Genomic DNA, 21,317 nt, shown 5'->3' on the forward strand with positions numbered 1-21,317 from the left:
CATCCGTCGTACGCGCGCCCTTCAGACCACGCGCTTCAAATCCACACCCAGCGCCTGCGCAAAGGCTTTCACGAGCGGGCTGCGCGGTGCGCTGTGCCCAGGATGAGGTTGAAGGGCGTGCTCAGGTGAATGAGGTCCGGGCGCAAGGCGCGTAGCTGACCGTCACGCACCAAGTTGCGCGCGTAGTGTTCAGGCAGGAAGCCGATGAACCGGCCGGTCATGATCAGAATCGCCACGGCCTCCACCTGCGAGGCCGATGCCGACTGGCTGTCGTAATTGACGAAACTCGCCTTGTCTCGGTGAATGGCGTACCGGTGATTGATCACCTGGTAATGCCGAAGGCTGTCGATGTCCAGATCGTGCTCGGCCACGTCGAACAATGGGTGACCCACGGCACAGTAGGCGTGGGAAAGCTCCTCGTACAGCTCGAAATAATCGAACTCCTCGCGACGCTGGTAGACCGGAACGATGCCCACACTCAAACGCCCTTCGACAACACCGCGTTCGATGTCATCGAGTTGCGAGGCATGCAGGCGCAGCCTTACTTTGGGCGCTTCATCGTGCATTGTTCTGAGCGAGGCAATTAACGGCGAACTTTTATCGGACATCGTGTTATCGATAACGCCAATACTCAGGTCGCCGATCAATTCATTTTGCGCCGAACTAATCCGGTCTCTGAAAGTGTCCACCGAGGCAAATAGTTCGATGGTTGCCTGATAGACCAGCTTGCCCTCTTCCGTCAGATGAAACCCTTCCCGTCCTCGGGTACACAGTCGCATGCCGATGCGAATTTCGAGGTCCGAAATCTGCTTGCTGATCGCGGCAAGGCCGACGTTCAGCTCGTTCTGCGCAGCACTGAAACCGCCCGCCTCCACCACGGCCTGAAAGACCCGAAGCAGCTTGAAGTCCATTCCACTGAGGGATAAAGGCGGTCGAATCCCCGGTTTTGGCGGCACGTTTCCAGAAATGGAAAGTGGAGTTTCCATAATGCTTATTTACCTCGCCCGTTATATTCAACAGGCTTTGATCCACAACAAAAACATGCCCGATTGATAATAATGAACACAGAAAATGGCGATTGGCAACCATACGCACGACGCCCCGATCAGTGACCCGTTCGCTGATTTAAAGACGATAAAACCTGACACTTTGATCAGGACTTGCAACTCGAAACTGCCCTCAACTCTCAGCGAATACCCCCAGCACTCGACGCGTGTACACACCGTGATCGACAGGCTGTAAGGGCTGTTCACTGGCATCGAATACGCGCGGCCTGAACACAGCTTCGGAGAAACACCATGAACCAGAACCAGGCAGAGCAGCTGCAAGCCGAACGCAAGAAGTCCGAGAACGCGTTCGACATCACTCAGTACGAGCACGTGCCCCGTCGCTATTACGGGCGGATATTCTTCGCGACGGTGATCGTGATTGCACTGGCAGGCTTGGCACGCGCGTTCGCCAATGGGCAGATCGAGTGGGCTTACATCGGCCAGTTTCTGACCTCCGAAGCCATTATGTGGGGCTTGCTCAACACCATCGTCATGTCGATTCTGGCGATGATCCTCGGCGTGGTGATCGGCGTGATCACCGCCATCATGCGCATGTCGGCGAACCCGATCCTGCGCTACGTAGCGATCATCTATACCTGGCTGTTTCGCGGCACGCCGCTGATTCTGCAACTGCTACTGTGGTTCAACCTGGCCCTGATCTTCCCGGTGATCGGCATCCCCGGTGTGTTCCAGCTCGACACCGTCACGTTGATGACGCCCTTCGTCGCCGCGCTGCTGGGCCTGAGCATCAACCAGGGTGCGTACACCGCCGAGGTGGTTCGGGCGGGCCTGCTGTCGGTGGACACCGGTCAGTACGAAGCCGCCAAATCCATTGGCATGCCGCGCCTTCAAGCGTTGCGTCGGGTGATCCTGCCGCAGGCCATGCGCGTGGTCATTCCGCCCGTCGGTAACGAGTTCATCAGCATGGTGAAGATGACCAGTCTCGCCAGCGTGATTCAGTACTCGGAGCTGCTGCACAACGCGCAGAACATTTATTACGCCAACGCCCGCGTCATGGAGCTGTTGATCGTCGCCGGCATCTGGTACCTGGCGGTGGTCACCGTTCTGTCATTCGGTCAAAGCCGTCTGGAACTGCGTTTCGCACGCGGCGCCGGCAAGCGTTCGTAATTCAGGCCCTGGAGATTCGTATGAGAAGCATCGTCAAAGCCGTCGGCCTGAACAAATACTACGACCAGTTCCACGCCCTCAAAGACGTCAACATCGAGGTCGAGCAAGGTGAAGTGCTGTGCATCATCGGGCCCTCGGGCTCGGGCAAAAGCACGCTGCTGCGTTGCGTCAATCAGCTGGAAAAGATCGACAAGGGCGGCCTGTGGGTCGATGGCGAACTGGTGGGCTACCGCATCGTCGGCAACAAGCTGCACGAGCTGAACGAAAGCCAGGTTGCGCGCCAGCGATTGAGCACCGGCATGGTGTTCCAGCGTTTCAACCTTTTTCCGCACATGACCGCCCTGCAGAACGTGATCGAAGGCCCGATCCAGGTGCTCAAGCGTTCGCCCAAGGAAGCCAACGAAGAGGCGATCGAACTGCTCGCCCGCGTGGGCCTTGCAGACAAGCGTCATTCCTATCCCGTCGAGCTGTCCGGCGGCCAGCAGCAGCGCGTGGCGATTGCTCGCGCGCTGGCCATGCGGCCCAAGCTGATGCTGTTCGACGAACCCACTTCGGCCCTCGACCCGGAGCTGGTGGGCGAAGTGTTGTCGGTGATGCGCGACCTTGCGCACAGCGGCATGACCATGATCGTTGTGACCCATGAGCTGGGCTTCGCGCGCGAAGTCTCCAACCGCATGGTGTTCATGGACGGCGGCCAGATTGTGGAGGCCGGCAGCCCGGAAGACATTCTAATAAGCCCACAAAACCCAAGAACCCAAAGCTTCATTTCTGCCGTTCGCACCTAAACCAGAACAAACGAGAACGACCATGAAAAAACTGATCCTCCCCACGTTGCTCGCCGGCCTGATGGTCTCCGCTTCAGTCCTGGCTGCCGTCCCCGCCAGCCTCAAGGAAAAAGGTGAAATCACCGCCGCCATCGTGCCGAACTACCCGCCGATGGACTTCAAAGACACAAGCACCAACACGCTAACCGGCCTGGACGTCGATCTGGGTAACGCGCTGGCCGAACGTCTGGGCGTGAAAATCAGCTGGCAGGAAACCGCGTTCGAGCAGATGGTCAGCGGTCTGGTGACCAAGCGTTTCGACATCATTCTGTCGGGCATGACTGACACCGCCGAGCGTCAGAAATCGGTGACCTTCATCGACTACTTCACCAGCGGCCCACAGCTGTACACACTGACCAAGAACACCGAGCTCAATCAACTGACTGACCTGTGCGGCAAGAAAGTCGGCACCAGCCGCCGCACCACCTGGCCTGCGGAAATCGCGGCATGGAGCAAGGAAAACTGCGAAGCGGCCGGTAAGCCCGCCATTATCGTGACCGGCTCCGAAGGCTCCGCCGATGCTCGTGCGCAACTGCGTCAGGGTCGTCTGGATGCAGCCATGCAAGGCAGCGAAACCATTCCTTACCTCATGTCGCAGGAGAAGGACACCTACAAGCCGATCGGCCTGGCGATCTCCAAGCAGTTCACCGGCCTGGGCGTGAACAAGTCCAACCCGGAGCTGGCTAAAGCGATCGCCGAAGCGATGCAGGCCATGGTCGATGACGGCACCTACGGCAAGATCCTCAAGAAGTGGGATTTGGAGCAAGGTGCAGTGACCAAGATCGGGATGGATCAGGGCAAGTAATAGCGCGAGCCTGCACGGACGATTCCGCAACACGATCCTGTAGGAGCACGCTTGCCCGCGATTGCGATCTATCTGTGCCACGTTTTGCGACTGACACAACGCCTTCGCGGGCAAGCGCGCTCCTACAGTAGATCCCGGTGCCCCAGCGGCATCTGCGGCCAGAAAACAAAAAGGACATAAGAACACCCGTGGCCACCTACTCCCTCGTCATTCGCCGCCTGATGGTCTGCTCACTGACCATCGTCATGAGCCGGGCGATGACCAGCCCTTTGCTGACGCTGTTCCTGAGCACCAGACTGGGACTGAACCAGCAAGATGTCGGGCTGCTGATGGGGATCGCGGTGTTCCTCGCTACGCTGTTGGGTTTGTATGGCGGCTACATCATCGACCGCCTGGAAAAGCGCAAGCTGCTAATCCTGGCGATGCTGTCCAGCTCCATCGGCTTCACCCTGCTGACCTTCGCCCAGAACGTCTACCTCACCACCTTGACCTTGGTGATCACCGAGACTGCGTCAGCGCTGTTTCTGATCGGGTCCAAGGCGATCATCAGCGAGAACCTGCCCATCGGCGACCGCGCCAAGGTGTTCTCCCTGCGCTATACCCTGACCAACATCGGCTACGCCACTGGCCCGATGCTTGGCGTGTTGATTGCCGGACATCTGCCGCTGGCGCCGTTTCTGATCGCCAGCGCCATCGCGTTCGGCAGCCTGTTTCTCATGATCGGCATCCCGCCGACCGTGTCTGATCGCGAGCATCAACCCCGCAGTTTTCTCGACACCCTGGCGACGCTCAAAAACGACCGGACGTTGATCCTGTTCACTGGCGGCAGCCTGCTCAGCACCATCGTGCATGGCCGCTACACGCTGTACCTCTCTCAGTTTCTGCTGGTCACTCACACCTCGGCACAGGCGCTGAAAATCCTGTCCGCGGTCCTGGCCTGCAACGCAGTGACGGTGATCCTGATGCAGTACCAGATCGGCCGCTTTCTCAAGCGTGAGCAGTTGCCGTACTGGATATGCCTGGGCACTGCGCTGTTCGCCGTCGGACTCTTCGGCTTCAGCTTTGCGCAAAGCACCTTGGCCTGGTGCGCGGCGATGTTTGTGTTCACCTTGGGCGAGATGATCATTTACCCGGCCGAGTACCTGTTCGTCGACACCATCGCGCCCGAGCACCTGCGCGGGAGTTATCTGGGCGCACAAAACCTGGCGGCTTTCGGTGGCGCAATGAGCCCGGTGATCTGTGGTTGCTTATTGATCAACACGCCAGCACCGACGATGTTCTATGTGCTGGCGTGTCTGACTGCGGTCGGTGGGACGCTGTGTTTTCTCAGCGGGCGACGCGCGAAGCTCACTCACCCGGATATTCCCTTGTAGAAGCGTGCCACCAACCCAAAATTGTCACTTTTCAAATCCGCCACAAACAGGCGAGTATGTCCGGCCTAGAGCTGTCGGTCTGACGGGCCTCTTCCAGAGCTTCGAGCCTGCCCAGACTGTCCTGATTTCCACTTCCTGACGAAAAGGACATCGAGCAATGATCTACCGCACGCTTGGCCAATCCGGCCTCAAGGTTTCAACGCTGACCCTGGGCTCCATGATGTTCGGTGTGCAGACCGGCACCGAAGAGTCGCTGCGCATCATCGACAAGGCCTGGGACCAAGGCGTGAATTTCATCGACACGGCCAACGTCTACAACGCCGGTCGTTCAGAAGAGATTGTCGGCGAGGCCATCGCCAAAAACCGCAGCGAATGGGTACTGGCGACCAAGGTCGGCAGCAGCTCCGGCAACACTGCGCCGAACACCAGCGGCCTTAACCGTAAGCACATCTTCAACGAGATCGAGTCCAGCCTGCGTCGCCTCGACACCGACTACATCGACATCCATTACCTGCACAAAGAAGACCACAACACGCCACTTGAAGTGACGGTGTCGGCCATCGGCGATCTGATTCGCGAGGGCAAGATCCGTTACTGGGGCGTCTCGAACTTCCGTGGCTGGCGCATCGCTGAAGTGGTCAACGTCGCGCAGCGTCTGGGCGTCGACAAGCCGGTGATCAGCCAGCCGTTGTACAACATCGTCAACCGTCAGGCGGAACTGGAGCAGATCACTGCCGCCAGGTTCTACGGTTTGGGCGTGGTGCCTTACAGCCCACTGGCTCGCGGCGTGCTCAGCGGCAAATACGCGCCGGACGTCACACCCGACAGCAGCACCCGCGCAGGCCGTCAGGACAAGCGCATTCTGGAAACCGAATGGCGGACGGAGTCGCTGCACATCGCGCAGAAACTGCAGGCTTACACCAAGGACAAGGGTGTCGGTCTGGTCGAGTTCGCCATTGCCTGGGTGTTGAACAACCAGGCGGTGACCTCGGCCATCGTCGGCCCTCGCACTGAAGACCAGTGGGACAGCTACACCAAGGCGCTGAGCGTGAAGATCACGGCAGAAGACGAGGCCTTCATTGACTCGCTGGTGACACCGGGCCACGCCTCGACACCCGGCTTCAATGACGTGCAGCACTTTGTGACAGGCCGTTACGTGTAAGACAGGCCTGTAAAGATAAGGGTGGCTGGCGAACGCACTGTAAAGCCATTGAATGTACTGACTGACACTGCGCCTTCGCCAGCAAGCCGACTCCTACAGTGTTGTGCAACTACAGCTACTCCCAAGGCGCAGGGTCACCAAACAATTGGCCCTGCACGCCTTGAATCCCCATCTCCCGCAGTACCTGGAACTCACCTTCCGTCTCGACCCGCTCGGCAATCAAGGGCAGATCGATGCTGTGTGCCGCGCGCTGAATCGCTTCGATGAACAAGCGTTTGTGCCGCTCCTGGTCGATGGCCCGGATGTAGCTGCCTTCGATTTTCAGGTACGCCAACCCCAGACTCGACAGGTTACCGATCATGCTGAAGCGTCCGCCAAAATGTTGCAGCGCGAGTGAATAACCCAACTCCTTGAGCCGGCGCGTCAGGTCCTCCAGCGCCTGCTGATCGGGCACCTGCTCCTCGCCGATCTCCAGAATCAGCCTCGACGCCAGGTGCGCATGCCTTCGCAATAGATCGAACATCGCATTCAGCGCGCCGGAATCACCCAACGTGGCCGCCGACAGGTTCAGCGCCAGCTTCTGGTCGTGACGAAGGAGTTGTTCGAAAACGGTTTCCAGCATCACCCGATCGTGCCGGGCAGACCAGCCGAAGCGCTCGATCCAGGGCAAGAAACGCCCGGCGGGCAACGTTTGCGAGTCCTCGTCGATTACCCGGGACAGCACTTTGAAATGCAGCACGCGACTGATGTCATTGGCGTCCATCACCGGTTGAAAGAACAACTGAAACCGACGCTCTGACAGGGCCTGATCAAGCAATTCGTACCAGGCGTGATGATCGTCTTCCAGGCTGTCCACGGCGCCGTGCTCGATGCAGTACCAAATATGGTCGGTTTGGGTTTCTGCCTGAGACAAAGCCTGGTCTGCCAGCCCCAACAACGTTTGTGCCGAATCTCCCGGGGTGTAGGGCGCCAAGCCAATGAAGGCCGCAGGGCTGACGTCCGACGCGCCTGTTCCGCGCAGACTGCTCAACGCGGTTTCCAGTTCATGGGCCAGTTGCAGGGCCTCTTCCTTGACCAGACCAGGCGCCAGCACGGCGAACTCGCCGCCCCGAATGCGGCTGATCAAATGCCGCGCTTCGGCATGATTGAAACACTGACGCAGCAGCACATCGCTGACGGCCACCAACAAGGCATCGGCCTTCTGGCCGCCCATGCGCTCGTTCAGCCCGGTCAGGTCATTTACGCGCATCAACAACAAGTAGCCCGAACGGGCATCTTCGACCTGGCTGACGTGCTCGTTCAACCGCATGTCGAAATAACGCCGGTTGGCGAGGCCCGTCAGGCTGTCTTCATAAGACTCGATACGCAGCTTCTCGGTCCGCTCGGCCTGTTCGTGAAAGAGCGCCTTTAGCTTGTCCACCATCTGATTCATCGCCAGCACCACTCGGCGCAACTCGGGCGTGGCGGGCAATTCCGACACGCTCAGAAACTCGCGACGACCGATGGCCTGGGATTGTTCGACCAGGTAATCCAGCGGCCGAAGTTGCCGACGCAAGAGCCACGCGCCGAGCAGGAAGCTGATCGCACCGCACAGCAGCAGCCAACCCAGATTACCCAGGGCCGCTTGCCAGAGCTTGCCGATGGCAAACATCGGATGGCTGACCACCTCGACCTTGGCCGCCGGACGCCAGCCCCGGCTGACAATCGCACTGGCGCCAGCAGGTTCGAGGGCAATCAGATCGATGAACCAGTCAGGCGCCGTGGCCGCAGGCGTAGCGTTACGCTCTACGATGACCTTGCCGGTGGTGAGGTTGACGACCCGAATGCGTGCGTAATAACCGCTGTCGAAAATCGAGCTGACCACCAGTTCCATCATCGTCGGATCGTCCACCGACGGTTTCAATGACAGCGCCAGCGCAGTGGCGGCATCCTGCGCGTGGGATCGCAGTTGGTTGACGTATTGGTTGCGCGAGCTTTCCAGGCTGACCATGAATCCGCCGCTGAAGGCGACGATCATGAATAGACAGATGGCGATCAACAGCTGTTTGAACAGGGTCATAGGCAAATCCTTGTTCTTTCGGATAGATCAGGGCGTATTGCCCTCAACCGGAAAACCTTCGGCTTTCATCTTGTTCAGCACGTCTTGCCAGCGGGACAACTGCTTGATGTCCCCCGCTATGCTGCTGCTCCCTATGGTGGTATCCGTCGCGTCAGGCAACCACACGCCTTCACCGTTGAAGGCGTACACCGGCAGCAGGTCCTTGCGTGCGTCCGCGGGCTCAATGGTGTCGACCAGACTGTCGAGCACCAACGGCTCACCGTCTGCGTCGGGGTAATACGTGAGCACCATGTGCGCACGCTCCGGGTTGAGCACCTTGACGTAGGTGATCAACAATTTGTCTGCGGGCATGCCCAATTGCCGCAGGCTGAAGTACTTGGCGATGGCAAAATCTTCGCAGTCCCCCGCGCCCTTCCACAGCGACTGAACAGGCGTGGCCCAATAGTCATCCACTTTCCACAGGTCGATGTCCTCGACGTAGCGCAGCTCCTGATTGAAGAACTGGTTGACCCGCTGCAGCAGCTCCGGATCGCTGGCGGGTTTGTGGCCGTTGAGCAGGGCTCTCCAGGCATCGACGCGGTGCCGCCCTTCCACCGATGGACCGTACAACGTGCTGGCACGCCGCGTGATCAGCGAGAAGTCCCAACCGGCATACGCCAGACTCACCAACACGACACCCGTCAGCAGTAGCTGACAAAGCCTGCGTGCAAGCCGGTCAACAGCGAAACGGGTCGCCAAGGCGCTCAATCCATGGGATCGACCGGAGGTACTCGCTGGCGAGCCTCCAACCGGGGAAAATAATGGCATCTGGCGATCATTGGCTTGCAATTCAATGACTTCGATTGTCTGCCGACGTGAGCGTTGAAATGCCGCGTCCAGGCGACCGTTTTCCGACGCCTTGTATCGGTAAAAGGATAGAACACGGTAGGCACATGAACGCCACAAAGCCTTGTAGAATGCGGTCCCCCGAAACAAGCCGAACGAAAGTCCAGGTTTGACAACCCGGGTTACGGCCTCTAGTGTTCCATTGGATCCAATCTCTGATCAGTGAAGAAGAAGTCATCGATGCGCAGGACTGAGAAAGAACAATTTCTGCGAGAAGTGCTCGGCGACGAACAGCCGCCTGCGCACCTTGCGCGCGCGGTGATCGAAGAAAAATTGCGCGCCGCGATTCTCGACGGACGCCTGCCCGCCGGCGTCGCCTTGCGCCAGCAAGAGCTGGCCACGCTGTTTGGTGTGAGCCGTATGCCTGTGCGTGAGGCTTTGCGCCAGCTTGAGGCTCAATCGCTGCTGCGCGTAGAGACCCACAAGGGCGCTGTCGTCGCTCCGCTGATCAACGAAGACGCTACCGATGCCTATGCGCTGCGCATCCTGCTGGAGTCCGAGGCCCTGCGACAGTCGATTCCGCTGCTCACCGCCGACGACATCGACCTGGCCCGCAGTTATATCGAGCAACTCGAGCTCGAAACTGATTACTCGAAGATTGGCACGCTCAACCGAATGTTCCACATGACCTTGTATTCCCGGGCGCAGAACAAACGCCTGCTCAAGCTGGTCGAAGACGGTCTGAACGAGGAGGAACGCTTTCTGCGGTTCAACCTCAAATACATGGGACTGGGCAAGCTGTCCCAAAACGACCATAGGGAATTGTTGCAGATGGCCGAGGCTGGCGCTGTCGACGAGACGGTCCACGCCCTCGCTCACCACTTGAACCGTGGTGTCGAGGCCATCAACACCTATCTGAAAAGCCGTCCAGCGGAAGCCGCCAAACCCGCCACGGTGTCAAGGAAGCGCGCCCTCGCCCAATGAGGGTTCGACGATCGTGAGCGGCGACTATGCTCATGTCCAGCAGTTCGCGCCCCTGTCTGCAGTTGCCGCTCGCAACCGGATGAGGCAAGGGGTTCAATGAGCACCGGCTTTAGCGGTGCCAGCGCCGAAGGACCCGGCCCCACGGTTGTGATAAGCCTGCATAAACAGGCTTGGGGAAACCTGAGTGAACGCCAAAAACAAATGGCTGATGGTTGTCAATTCAGGACAGCCCATCAGGACGCGTTTGATCTGCTTCCCGCACGCGGGCGGCGATCCGGAGCAGTTTCGTGACTGGTCGGAAGGCCTCGCGGATCACATCGAACTGGTGACGCTGCGCCTGCCGGGCCACGGCAGTCGGCTCAAGGAAACGCCCTTCGATCAATGGGCGCCATTGCTGGAAGACACCTTCTCCGCGTTGCGACATTACCTGACCGAACCGCATGCCTTCTACGGTCACGGTTTCGGCGGCCGTATGGCGTACGAAATGGCGCGGGTGGCGCAAACGCAGTTCCCCGGCATGACCCGACACCTGTTCATCTCCGGTTGTCGCAGCCCTGACAGCCAACAGCCTCAACCCTACCTGCATACGCTGCCCAAAGACGACTTCATCGAGGCGCTGATCAAACTCGGCGCAGCGCCTGAGTCGATGCTTCATGACAAGAAGCTGATGCGCCTGTTCGAGCCGGTCATGCGCAGCGACCTGAAGCTTGCCGAGTTGTGGTCGCATTATCCTGACGGAGGTCTGAACATGCCGCTGACCGCCCTTTACGGCAGCGAAGACCCACTCGACACTGCCGCCAGCATGATGAACTGGCGGGAATTCACGCGTCGCGAATTCGAGTTGATCGAAGTCCGCGGCGATCATTACTTCCTCAGAGCGCAGCGAGACCGTCTGCTCCACATCATCAACACTCACCTGGGGCTGCTGGGCGTCTGACAGACCGCGCAGCGACGCTCTCTCCTGTCGGAGGGAGTTTGCTCACGACCACTGGATGACACACGTCGCGAATGCGCCGATGTGTGGGTGAGCAGATTCACACCGACAAGGCTTCTACGCCCACCTGTCTGCTCACCTATCGTGAAATCTCCTGGCCTCGACGCAGCGCGTTTCTGTGTTCAGGCACACTCGGGTGACGAAATCGTCTGCAGTCGATTTTGTAAACGGATGTCATGGAGAAAAAAAGGAGCAGTGCAGAGGGCGGAGACGTCATGAGGGATGCCCATCAACGTCGCCCACACAACATTCTTTCAAAACCGATTATTCAGTTAACGCGTAACGCTGAACGAGGCATTCGTTCATTATTATAAATTCTGACTTTAGTGAGTTGGAAGGGTTGCGCTCGCCTCAATAAAACTTAAATTAAAAGTTTTATCGAAGCTCTATTTGCGTAGATTTCACTCAATTCAAAATTTATAAAAAGCATTTGCCCTCGTATTAAAAAGTGCTTTAACGTTTTCCCGTCGCCACTCACCTGACTCCGGAAAGCTCTACAGCTCTGGCGTCTGACGGAGCGCGACGCAGGGCACACAATGCCTGGCATATAAACCTGTGACGATTAAACGACGTATCTGTTCGAGAACTTCGCTCGCCCGACATTTGTTAAGCCTGGGTCAACGCCCATACCTGTTCGGCAACTAAAGTGCGCAATAAGCGCAGAACTTTCACATTCAAGGACGTCTCCATGAACACTCAAAAGCAACTATTGAACCGCAAGAAATCGGAACTCAGTGCTCACCCGATCTTCTCCGAAATTGATTCACTGGATGTACTCCGACGGTTTATGGAGGCTCATGTCTTCGCGGTGTGGGACTTCATGTCACTGACCAAACGCCTGCAACGGGAGCTCAGTTGTACCCAACTGCCGTGGCTCCCGCCAAAAGACGCCAAGGCCGCGCGCCTGATCAATGAAATCGTACTGGGCGAGGAGTCCGATGACCGCCTCGATCACGGCCATTACAGCCACTTCGAGCTGTACCTGGACGCCATGCGGGAAGTCGGCGCCAGCACTGCTCGCGTCGAGCGCTTCGTTGCCCTGCAGAAGGAAGGCGTGCATTACGAAACCGCGCTGGAGAGCGTCAACGCCGAAAAAGCCTCCGCCCGGTTCGTTCGGGACACCCTCGACACCGCCATCAATGCTCCCGCCCACAGCGTCGCCGCAGCCTTTCTCCACGGGCGAGAAAGCGTCATCCCACAGATGTTCCAGCGCATCCTCGACGACTGGGGAATCACGGCCAGCCAGGCGCCTACTTTCCGCTATTACCTGGAGCGGCACATCGAGGTGGATTCCGAGGACCACGGTCCAGCTGCCGAATCCTTGCTCGCACGTCTGGTGGATGGCGACGCGCAACGCGAACACGAAGTCTACGAGGCCGCCATTGCCGCCGTGGAAAGCCGCATCGCCCTGTGGGACGCGCTGCGCGTGAGCATGCGCGAACCGGCCCTGGAGGCCAGCGCATGACTCGCTCGCTGCTTGCGAAAACCCCAGCCACCCACACAGGGACGACATCATGAAAGCCGAAGACTACCTGTCATTCGTCGACGCCTGGGAAGGCCGTGCAACCATCCGCACACGTCCACGCCGTATCGTGGAGAACGACGAAAAGCTCATTTATCCCCTGAGCCGCCAACCGCTGGTACTCAGCGAAACCTTTACCCGCGAGTGCCCGCACCTGCGAGACTTCGCGTTGATCCAGAGCCTGTACAAGTTCATCAACGACGTGGTGATCTTCGAGACCGAGATCGTCGACAAAACCGCGCGCAGCATCGCCAAAGATAACTTTGCGATCCGCTTTCCGTTCGCGTGCCGGTACGACGCCATGACCGTGGTCGTGGATGAGGATTACCACGCCTTGGTGGCGATGGACTTCATGCAGCAAACCATCGCACTGACGGGCGTTCAGCCCATTGCGCTTCCACTTGAAATCGAATTGAGCCGGGCGATTCCCGCCGCGTTGGCGCTCGCCCCCGGTCACCTGCGCAGCGCGGTCGAACTCATCTGTGTCGCTATCGCAGAGAACACCGTGACCAACGACGTGGCGGCGTTCGCAAAGGACGATACGGTCAAGCAATCGATCAAGGGCCTTATGGCGGACCATCTGCTCGATGAAGGCCGACATTCGGGCTTCTGGGCGCGAGTGGTGCGCATCTACTGGCACGCCGCCCCTGAGCAGGATCGGGAAATCATCGCCCGCATCATGCCGGTCTTCATTGCTCAATATTTGACCAATGACATCCAGAAGTCCTTCGACTTTGTGCTGATCGACAACCTCGCGGTCACCGAACCCATCAAACAGGCGCTCAAAGACGAAACTCAGGCCATGTGCTTTCCCATCAATCGCCATCACCCGCTGGTGGGCAACATCGTGCGCTTCTTCAAGACCAGCTCGATGCTCGACTCAGCCTGTGTGCAGCAGGCGCTCGCTGGCTATTTGCCGGCAGGAGGCACGCAATGAAACGCTTGGAGATTGTGCTCATCGGTCACAGTCGGGCCCTGGGCGAACTCACTATCGAACTGGAAGCTTGCGGGCATCTGACTCATCAACTCCCGGACGCGCACGCGCTGGAACACAGTCCGGTCTACGGCGCTTCGTTGCTCATCGAAGACGGCACGCTGGCGCTGACCAACACGCGCCTCGCTGCGTTCAAAACCGACGTGCACCTTGGTTTGCGTGTCGGGCTGACCCCTGATGTTGAGGGCGCATTACCCCGACTGGAATTGTTGTGCTGGTATGGCTCGGCGACTGCGCAGAAGCTGATCTCACGCCGCATCCTGCCGACTGAACCCTCTGGGAACGGTCGAATGCTGCGCGACACTGCTATCGCGACGCTGGTCGAAGACGTCGCCTTGCTGGTCAGCCGTCTCTCGCGGGATGCCGGCGTCCTTGCCCAGGCCGAACGTATCGAACCGCCTCAGAGCCAATGGCAAGAAGGTCTGCACACACTGGATCGACTGGCGTTCGAGCACCGCTTCAACCAGACCGCGCAACCGCACCTGCTCAGTATCGCGCAGCAGCCGATGGTGGCGCGCCTGGATCAAAGCTTTGCGACCTTCGCCGATCGGTATGCCTTGAAGATCGACGGCCAACGCATCCGTTATGACGCGTTGCGCGACCACAGCGTGGCCATTCAGGCGCTAATGCGGCCTTTGCTCGCACGTTCTTCAGACGAGCCACTGGTGATCGGCATCTGTCTGCCCAAGTGCGCAGCCTTGTTCGCAGGGATTATCGCGATTCTCGGTTATGGCGCGGTGTATCTGCCGCTCGACCCCAGTCAGCCGCTGCAACGCCAGCAGTACATACTGGAAAACGCCAACGCCGTGTTGCTGCTGCATGACGGTCAGCACCCGCTCGCCGGTCAGAGCGTACCGGGGCTGAACATCAGCGCGGTAGAGGTCACGGCGTCGGGTCTGTCATTCATGTCTGTTCACCCGGAAACCGAAGCCCCGTGCATGGCGCTATACACCTCGGGCACGACCGGGCATCCCAAGGGCGTGATGCTCAGCCAGCGCAACCTGAGCCACTTCACTGCGTGGTATGCCGAGTACGTCGCGCTGTCGGAATGCAGCCGCGTGCTGCAGTTTTCGACGTTGAGTTTCGATTCGTCAGTGATCGACATCTTTCCAACGTTGTTAAGCGGCGCTGAACTGGTGGTGGCCAGCGAAGACCAACGGCGGGATCCGCTGCAGCTTATGGAGCTGCTCGAGCAGAACCTGAGCCATGCCTTTCTACCGCCTGCGTTGCTCAGCATTCTGCCGGTGGAGCGTCCCCTGAAGCTCGAGCATCTCTGCACCGGCGGCGATGTTTGCGAGCCTTATGTAATCGAGCGGCTGGCGGGGCATTGTCAGTTCCACAACCTGTACGGGCCGACCGAGGCCACGGTACTGATCACCGCAGGACAGTTCCAGCCGGGCAGCAGCAACCGCAACCTGGGGCGACCTATCGCCAACAGTCAGTTGTTGATTCTCGACGAACAGATGCAGCCGGTTGCCGAGCAGACGCCGGGCGAGTTGTACATCGTGGGTCCCGGCGTCGGTCTGGGTTACATCCACAACCCGGCACTGACTGATGAGCGCTACATGCGAATCGCCCTCGGCAATGGAGAAAGCGTGCGCGCCTATCGCACGGGAGATATCGGCAAGTGGAGCGACGAGGGCGTGGAGTTGTCCGGGCGGCGGGACAATCAGGTGAAGATCCGGGGCTTTCGGGTTGAGCCAGAAGAAATCGAACACTGCCTGCGTGACAGCCAACTGTATCGACAGGTCGCAGTGGTGATCGATGATCAGCGCAGGATTCTGGCATTTCTTGCACAACCACACGGTGTCGAGCCCGATGCCGCACGGCATCTGCTCAAAGCCCATATCGAGCGGTTGTTACCCGACTACATGCGCCCGGCTGCCTACACCGAGCTGGCGACAATGCCTTTCGCAAATAGCGGCAAGATTGATCGCAAAGCGTTGCTGCAATTGCCGGTCAACCTGACGGAGCAAACGCCACGCCGTCCGCCTGAAAGCGAGAATGAGCGAATCCTGCAGAAACTGTGGGCCGACCTGCTGGAGCTTCCAGCCGGGGACATTTCGACCGATGAAAGCTTCTTCAACCTCGGCGGTCACTCGATTCTGTTGTCGCAGATGCTATTGGGCATTCGCGAGCATTTCGGCCGCAGTATCCCCATCAACCGCTTTATCGAAGCGCCCACGTTGGTCAATCTTGCGTCACTGATCGACAGTGACGGCGCTTCATCCTGGACGGTCAGTCCGCAAGCACTCAAAGACGCCTCGACGCCCATCGAACTACCGATCCTGCCCGTCGGCAAACTCGGCGACGTGCACAAGATCATCGTCACCGGAGCCAATGGCTTTCTCGGCGTTCACCTCGTTGAGGCACTCCTGGCGTGGGGCGCGACGGAGGTGGCGTGCCTGGTGCGTGAGGGCGGCGGCATGACGGCGCAGGACCGGTTTGTCGAATCCTTGCGCGAAAACCGGTTGGAGCATCTGGATCTGAACAGAGTGCGCGTATACGCCGCCGACGTCACCCGCCCGCAACTCGGCCTGGCTGATGATGTTTACGAGCGACTGGACCGTGAGTTCGGCGCCTTGATTCACAATGCGGCCAACGTCAATCACGTCCAGGATTACGAGACGCTCGCCAAGGACAACGTTACGCCGATCTTCGAGTGCATGAGGCTCTGTGAAGGGCGCAGCAAGAAGGTGTTCAACTTCGTCTCGACGCTCTCTGCCTCCAGCGCCGTAGACGCCGACGGCAGCGTTCTGGAGGCCCCTGCTGCCGAGACGCCGCCAATCTACATCAAGAACGGCTACAACCTCTCCAAATGGGTCGCTGAACGCATTCTGCAGCAAGCGCGCGAGCAAGGTGCGTGGGTCAACATCTATCGCCCGGGAAACATCGCCTTCAACAGCGTCACGGGCGTCTGTCAGCCACACAAAAACCGCTTGATGCTGATGCTCAAAGGCTCAATGCAGTTAGGTCAGGTGCCTGACTTCTCGATGACCTTTGACCTGATGCCCGTGGACTTCCTTGCCCGCTTCATCGGCTTTCACAGCAGCCGCTATCAGCCATCACGCGCGGTATTCAACCTGCACAACCCCGAACCCTTGAGCTGGACCGGTTACCTCGATGCGTTTCGCGAAGCCGGTCGCCAGTTCGAGATGGTCAGCGTCGCGCACTGGCAGACCCAGCTCAACCGAGTCGATAGCCAGAACGCGCTGTTTGGCGTGCTGGGGTTCTATCTCGACGGTTTCGAGGAAGACATCGGCGACATCTCGACGATCGCGTACCAGAACGCCCTGGCCGGCGTGCAGCGCATGGGGGAACGCTACCCGCAGAAAACCCCGGCGCTGCTGCGCAAAGGCTGCGACTACCTGAAAGAGATCGACTTCATCTGACTGATCCCAAAGGCAACACTCACGCACGTAATGGAGAACGACATGAATGCAATCAATACGATCCACCCCCTGAAACCCGACACCTTGATCAGCAACCCTGTAGGCACGCCGGTTGTATCGACAGTTTCAGTCCCGGTCGACGCGCAGGCAGTCTGGGCGGTCGTCGGTGATTTCGGTGGCTTCGCGAAATTCATTCCAGCGCTTGCCAGCATTGAGGTGATCGGCGCCGGACCCGGCTCAGTTCGCCACAAGCAGTTCAAGGAAGGCGGTTTGGTGGTGGTCGAGCAGTTGAACTCACATGACGACCGCGCGCTGTCCATGACCTGGACAACGATCTATAACAATCTGGGAATCCGCAATCTCTGGGCTTCAATGACGGTGTTCCCCACCGGCGAGCGCACCTGCAATGCCACCTGGACCATCATTGCAGAACCTGCCGAGGGCAATCCCGCCAGCCCTGAAGAATTCCACAACTTCCTTCAAGGCTTTGCTGATGATGCCATGAGCAACGTGCAGAAACTGTTCGCCTGATAGACAGCCGCTGGGCTTGAAGCCCGCTCTGGTTCAAGCCTGAGCGGGCTTTTCATTGCCCTTAAATGACAAAACCCCTGTCTGCGTAAGCAGACAGGGGTTTCGGAATGAATCTTGACGATGACCTACTCTCACATGGGGAAACCCCACACTACCATCGGCGATGCACCGTTTCACTGCTGAGTTCGGGATGGGATCAGGTGGTTCCAGCACTCTATGGTCGTCAAGAAATTCTGTTGCTGATCCGTTACGAGGTAACGAGCCAACGAAAATTGGTGACCTTCACTTAAAACAAAACCCCATCTGCGTTCGCAGATGGGGTTTTGGAATTTAATCTTGACGATGACCTACTCTCACATGGGGAAACCCCACACTACCATCGGCGATGCATCGTTTCACTGCTGAGTTCGGGATGGGATCAGGTGGTTCCAACGCTCTATGGTCGTCAAGAAATTCGGGTACTGACTCGTGACCGTATGGCCTCGCTTCAGCAAATCGGGTATGTGATCAGGTTTTGCCTGTGTGCTGCAAACTTTCGGTGCGTGTCGTCTTCACAGTCACCGCAATCTGTGCTCATCGAGTCGCAGATTGCTTGGGTGTTATATGGTCAAGCCTCACGGGCAATTAGTATTGGTTAGCTCAACGCCTCACAGCGCTTACACACCCAACCTATCAACGTCGTAGTCTTCGACGGCCCTTCAGGGAACTCAAGGTTCCAGTGAGATCTCATCTTGAGGCAAGTTTCCCGCTTAGATGCTTTCAGCGGTTATCTTTTCCGAACATAGCTACCCGGCAATGCCACTGGCGTGACAACCGGAACACCAGAGGTTCGTCCACTCCGGTCCTCTCGTACTAGGAGCAGCCCCTCTCAAATCTCAAACGTCCACGGCAGATAGGGACCGAACTGTCTCACGACGTTCTAAACCCAGCTCGCGTACCACTTTAAATGGCGAACAGCCATACCCTTGGGACCGGCTTCAGCCCCAGGATGTGATGAGCCGACATCGAGGTGCCAAACACCGCCGTCGATATGAACTCTTGGGCGGTATCAGCCTGTTATCCCCGGAGTACCTTTTATCCGTTGAGCGATGGCCCTTCCATACAGAACCACCGGATCACTAAGACCTACTTTCGTACCTGCTCGACGTGTCTGTCTCGCAGTCAAGCGCGCTTTTGCCTTTATACTCTACGACCGATTTCCGACCGGTCTGAGCGCACCTTCGTACTCCTCCGTTACTCTTTAGGAGGAGACCGCCCCAGTCAAACTACCCACCATACACTGTCCTCGATCCGGATAACGGACCTGAGTTAGAACCTCAAAGTTGCCAGGGTGGTATTTCAAGGATGGCTCCACGCGAACTGGCGTCCACGCTTCAAAGCCTCCCACCTATCCTACACAAGCAAATTCAAAGTCCAGTGCAAAGCTATAGTAAAGGTTCACGGGGTCTTTCCGTCTAGCCGCGGATACACTGCATCTTCACAGCGATTTCAATTTCACTGAGTCTCGGGTGGAGACAGCGCCGCCATCGTTACGCCATTCGTGCAGGTCGGAACTTACCCGACAAGGAATTTCGCTACCTTAGGACCGTTATAGTTACGGCCGCCGTTTACCGGGGCTTCGATCAAGAGCTTCGCGTTAGCTAACCCCATCAATTAACCTTCCGGCACCGGGCAGGCGTCACACCCTATACGTCCACTTTCGTGTTTGCAGAGTGCTGTGTTTTTAATAAACAGTCGCAGCGGCCTGGTATCTTCGACCGGCATGAGCTTACGGAGCAAGTCCTTCACCCTCACCGGCGCACCTTCTCCCGAAGTTACGGTGCCATTTTGCCTAGTTCCTTCACCCGAGTTCTCTCAAGCGCCTTGGTATTCTCTACCCAACCACCTGTGTCGGTTTGGGGTACGGTTCCTGGTTACCTGAAGCTTAGAAGCTTTTCTTGGAAGCATGGCATCAACCACTTCGTGTTCCAAAGAACACTCGTCATCAGCTCTCGGCCTTAAGATCCCGGATTTACCTAAGATCTCAGCCTACCACCTTAAACCTGGACAACCAACGCCAGGCTGGCCTAGCCTTCTCCGTCCCTCCATCGCAATAACCAGAAGTACAGGAATATTAACCTGTTTTCCATCGACTACGCTTTTCAGCCTCGCCTTAGGGACCGACTAACCCTGCGTCGATTAACGTTGCGCAGGAAACCTTGGTCTTTCGGCGTGGGTGTTTTTCACACCCATTGTCGTTACTCATGTCAGCATTCGCACTTCTGATACCTCCAGCAAGCTTCTCAACTCACCTTCACAGGCTTACAGAACGCTCCTCTACCGCATCATCAAAAGATGATACCCGTAGCTTCGGTGCATGGTTTGAGCCCCGTTACATCTTCCGCGCAGGCCGACTCGACTAGTGAGCTATTACGCTTTCTTTAAAGGGTGGCTGCTTCTAAGCCAACCTCCTAGCTGTCTAAGCCTTCCCACATCGTTTCCCACTTAACCATGACTTTGGGACCTTAGCTGACGGTCTGGGTTGTTTCCCTTTTCACGACGGACGTTAGCACCCGCCGTGTGTCTCCCATGCTCGGCACTTGTAGGTATTCGGAGTTTGCATCGGTTTGGTAAGTCGGGATGACCCCCTAGCCGAAACAGTGCTCTACCCCCTACAGTGATACATGAGGCGCTACCTAAATAGCTTTCGAGGAGAACCAGCTATCTCCGAGCTTGATTAGCCTTTCACTCCGATCCACAGGTCATCCGCTAACTTTTCAACGGTAGTCGGTTCGGTCCTCCAGTCAGTGTTACCTAACCTTCAACCTGCCCATGGATAGATCGCCCGGTTTCGGGTCTATTCCCAGCGACTAGACGCCCTATTAAGACTCGCTTTCGCTACGCCTCCCCTATTCGGTTAAGCTCGCCACTGAAAATAAGTCGCTGACCCATTATACAAAAGGTACGCAGTCACCCAACAAAGTGGGCTCCCACTGCTTGTACGCATACGGTTTCAGGATCTATTTCACTCCGCTCTCCGCGGTTCTTTTCGCCTTTCCCTCACGGTACTGGTTCACTATCGGTCAGTCAGTAGTATTTAGCCTTGGAGGATGGTCCCCCCATGTTCAGACAAGGTTTCTCGTGCCCCGTCCTACTCGATTTCATTGACAAGAGATTTTCGCGTACAGGGCTATCACCCACTATGGCCGCACTTTCCAGAGCGTTCCGCTAATCTCAAATCAACTTAAGGGCTGGTCCCCGTTCGCTCGCCACTACTAAGGGAATCTCGGTTGATTTCTTTTCCTCAGGGTACTTAGATGTTTCAGTTCCCCTGGTTCGCCTCTTACGCCTATGTATTCAGCGTAAGATAACTGTCTTATGACAGCTGGGTTCCCCCATTCAGACATCTCCGGATCACAGTCTGTTTGCCGACTCCCCGAAGCTTTTCGCAGGCTACCACGTCTTTCATCGCCTCTGACTGCCAAGGCATCCACCGTATGCGCTTCTTCACTTGACCATATAACCCCAAGCAATCTGGTTATACTGTGAAGACGACATTCGCCGAAAGTTTGCATTCACAAACTTTACCTTAGCCTGAATGAACACCAGTGAAAGTGCCATCCAGTCTATCTTTCTATCACATACCCAAATTTTTAAAGAACGATTCTGACAAAGATCAGAAATCAACATTCAGCC

General features: G+C 57.6%; 13 protein-coding genes, 3 rRNA genes and 1 pseudogene. 11 read left to right on the forward strand and 6 right to left on the reverse strand.

The window, feature by feature from the left end; genetic code table 11:
• Window positions 1-21: 21 nt before the first annotated feature.
• Window positions 22-986, reverse strand: a pseudogene (locus ABDX87_RS13150) (LysR family transcriptional regulator).
• 312 nt (window positions 987-1,298) lie between these two features.
• Between ABDX87_RS13150 and ABDX87_RS13155 the strand changes: the two are divergent.
• The 5 genes from ABDX87_RS13155 to ABDX87_RS13175 all read left to right on the forward strand — a co-directional run bounded on the left by ABDX87_RS13155 (window position 1,299) and on the right by ABDX87_RS13175 (window position 6,341).
• Window positions 1,299-2,177, forward strand: coding sequence for an amino acid ABC transporter permease (locus ABDX87_RS13155; protein WP_346833222.1), 879 nt, complete (start codon window positions 1,299-1,301; stop codon window positions 2,175-2,177).
• A 20-nt stretch (window positions 2,178-2,197) separates the two neighbouring features.
• Window positions 2,198-2,962: an amino acid ABC transporter ATP-binding protein gene (locus ABDX87_RS13160; protein ID WP_346833223.1), complete on the forward strand. Its 765-nt coding sequence runs from the start codon at window positions 2,198-2,200 to the stop codon at window positions 2,960-2,962.
• A 22-nt stretch (window positions 2,963-2,984) separates the two neighbouring features.
• Window positions 2,985-3,806 carry an ABC transporter substrate-binding protein gene (locus tag ABDX87_RS13165; protein ID WP_346833224.1) on the forward strand — a complete coding sequence of 274 codons (822 nt, stop codon included), beginning with the start codon at window positions 2,985-2,987 and terminating at the stop codon, window positions 3,804-3,806.
• A 188-nt stretch (window positions 3,807-3,994) separates the two neighbouring features.
• Window positions 3,995-5,179, forward strand: coding sequence for an MFS transporter (locus ABDX87_RS13170; protein WP_346833225.1), 1,185 nt, complete (start codon window positions 3,995-3,997; stop codon window positions 5,177-5,179).
• Between the two features lie 157 nt (window positions 5,180-5,336).
• Window positions 5,337-6,341, forward strand: a complete 1,005-nt coding sequence (locus ABDX87_RS13175; RefSeq protein WP_346833226.1) for an aldo/keto reductase — start codon at window positions 5,337-5,339, stop codon at window positions 6,339-6,341.
• Window positions 6,342-6,456: 115 nt separating this feature from the next.
• Here the strand turns inward: ABDX87_RS13175 and lapD are convergent, their stop codons facing one another.
• Together lapD and lapG are read right to left on the reverse strand one after the other, a co-directional pair.
• A complete protein-coding gene (gene lapD / locus ABDX87_RS13180) occupies window positions 6,457-8,400 on the reverse strand; it encodes a cyclic di-GMP receptor LapD (protein WP_346833227.1) in 1,944 nt (647 codons plus the stop codon).
• 27 nt (window positions 8,401-8,427) lie between these two features.
• The gene (gene lapG, locus ABDX87_RS13185; protein ID WP_346833510.1) at window positions 8,428-9,138 is read right to left on the reverse strand and encodes a cysteine protease LapG; all 711 of its coding nucleotides are present in this window, start codon (window positions 9,136-9,138) and stop codon (window positions 8,428-8,430) included.
• Between the two features lie 327 nt (window positions 9,139-9,465).
• On the opposite strand from lapG, the gene ABDX87_RS13190 reads away from it, so the two are divergent.
• The 6 genes from ABDX87_RS13190 to ABDX87_RS13215 all read left to right on the forward strand — a co-directional run bounded on the left by ABDX87_RS13190 (window position 9,466) and on the right by ABDX87_RS13215 (window position 17,642).
• Complete coding sequence (locus ABDX87_RS13190) at window positions 9,466-10,209, forward strand: GntR family transcriptional regulator (protein ID WP_346833228.1); 744 nt, start codon at window positions 9,466-9,468, stop codon at window positions 10,207-10,209.
• A gap of 184 nt (window positions 10,210-10,393) precedes the next feature.
• Complete coding sequence (locus ABDX87_RS13195) at window positions 10,394-11,146, forward strand: thioesterase II family protein (RefSeq protein ID WP_346833229.1); 753 nt, start codon at window positions 10,394-10,396, stop codon at window positions 11,144-11,146.
• 745 nt (window positions 11,147-11,891) lie between these two features.
• Window positions 11,892-12,668 (forward strand): DUF3050 domain-containing protein, encoded by a 777-nt coding sequence (locus ABDX87_RS13200; RefSeq protein WP_346833230.1) that lies wholly within the window; start codon window positions 11,892-11,894, stop codon window positions 12,666-12,668.
• Between the two features lie 49 nt (window positions 12,669-12,717).
• Window positions 12,718-13,662, forward strand: a complete 945-nt coding sequence (locus ABDX87_RS13205; RefSeq protein ID WP_346833231.1) for a diiron oxygenase — start codon at window positions 12,718-12,720, stop codon at window positions 13,660-13,662.
• Window positions 13,659-17,111, forward strand: a complete 3,453-nt coding sequence (locus ABDX87_RS13210) for a non-ribosomal peptide synthetase (protein ID WP_346833232.1) — start codon at window positions 13,659-13,661, stop codon at window positions 17,109-17,111. The genes ABDX87_RS13205 and ABDX87_RS13210 overlap by 4 nt, the downstream gene beginning before the upstream one ends.
• Window positions 17,112-17,171: 60 nt before the next feature.
• Window positions 17,172-17,642, forward strand: coding sequence for an SRPBCC family protein (locus ABDX87_RS13215; RefSeq protein ID WP_431061253.1), 471 nt, complete (start codon window positions 17,172-17,174; stop codon window positions 17,640-17,642).
• A gap of 112 nt (window positions 17,643-17,754) precedes the next feature.
• Here ABDX87_RS13215 and rrf (ABDX87_RS13220) read toward each other — a convergent pair.
• The 3 genes from rrf (ABDX87_RS13220) to ABDX87_RS13230 all read right to left on the reverse strand — a co-directional run bounded on the left by rrf (ABDX87_RS13220) (window position 17,755) and on the right by ABDX87_RS13230 (window position 21,138).
• Window positions 17,755-17,870, reverse strand: a 5S ribosomal RNA gene (rrf, locus tag ABDX87_RS13220).
• Between the two features lie 106 nt (window positions 17,871-17,976).
• A 5S ribosomal RNA gene (gene rrf / locus ABDX87_RS13225) occupies window positions 17,977-18,092 on the reverse strand.
• Window positions 18,093-18,245: 153 nt separating this feature from the next.
• Window positions 18,246-21,138 (reverse strand): 23S ribosomal RNA (locus tag ABDX87_RS13230).
• Window positions 21,139-21,317: the final 179 nt, after the last annotated feature.

The sequence above is a fragment of the Pseudomonas abietaniphila genome (assembly GCF_039697315.1).
GTDB classification, from domain to species: Bacteria; Pseudomonadota; Gammaproteobacteria; order Pseudomonadales; family Pseudomonadaceae; genus Aquipseudomonas; species Aquipseudomonas abietaniphila_B.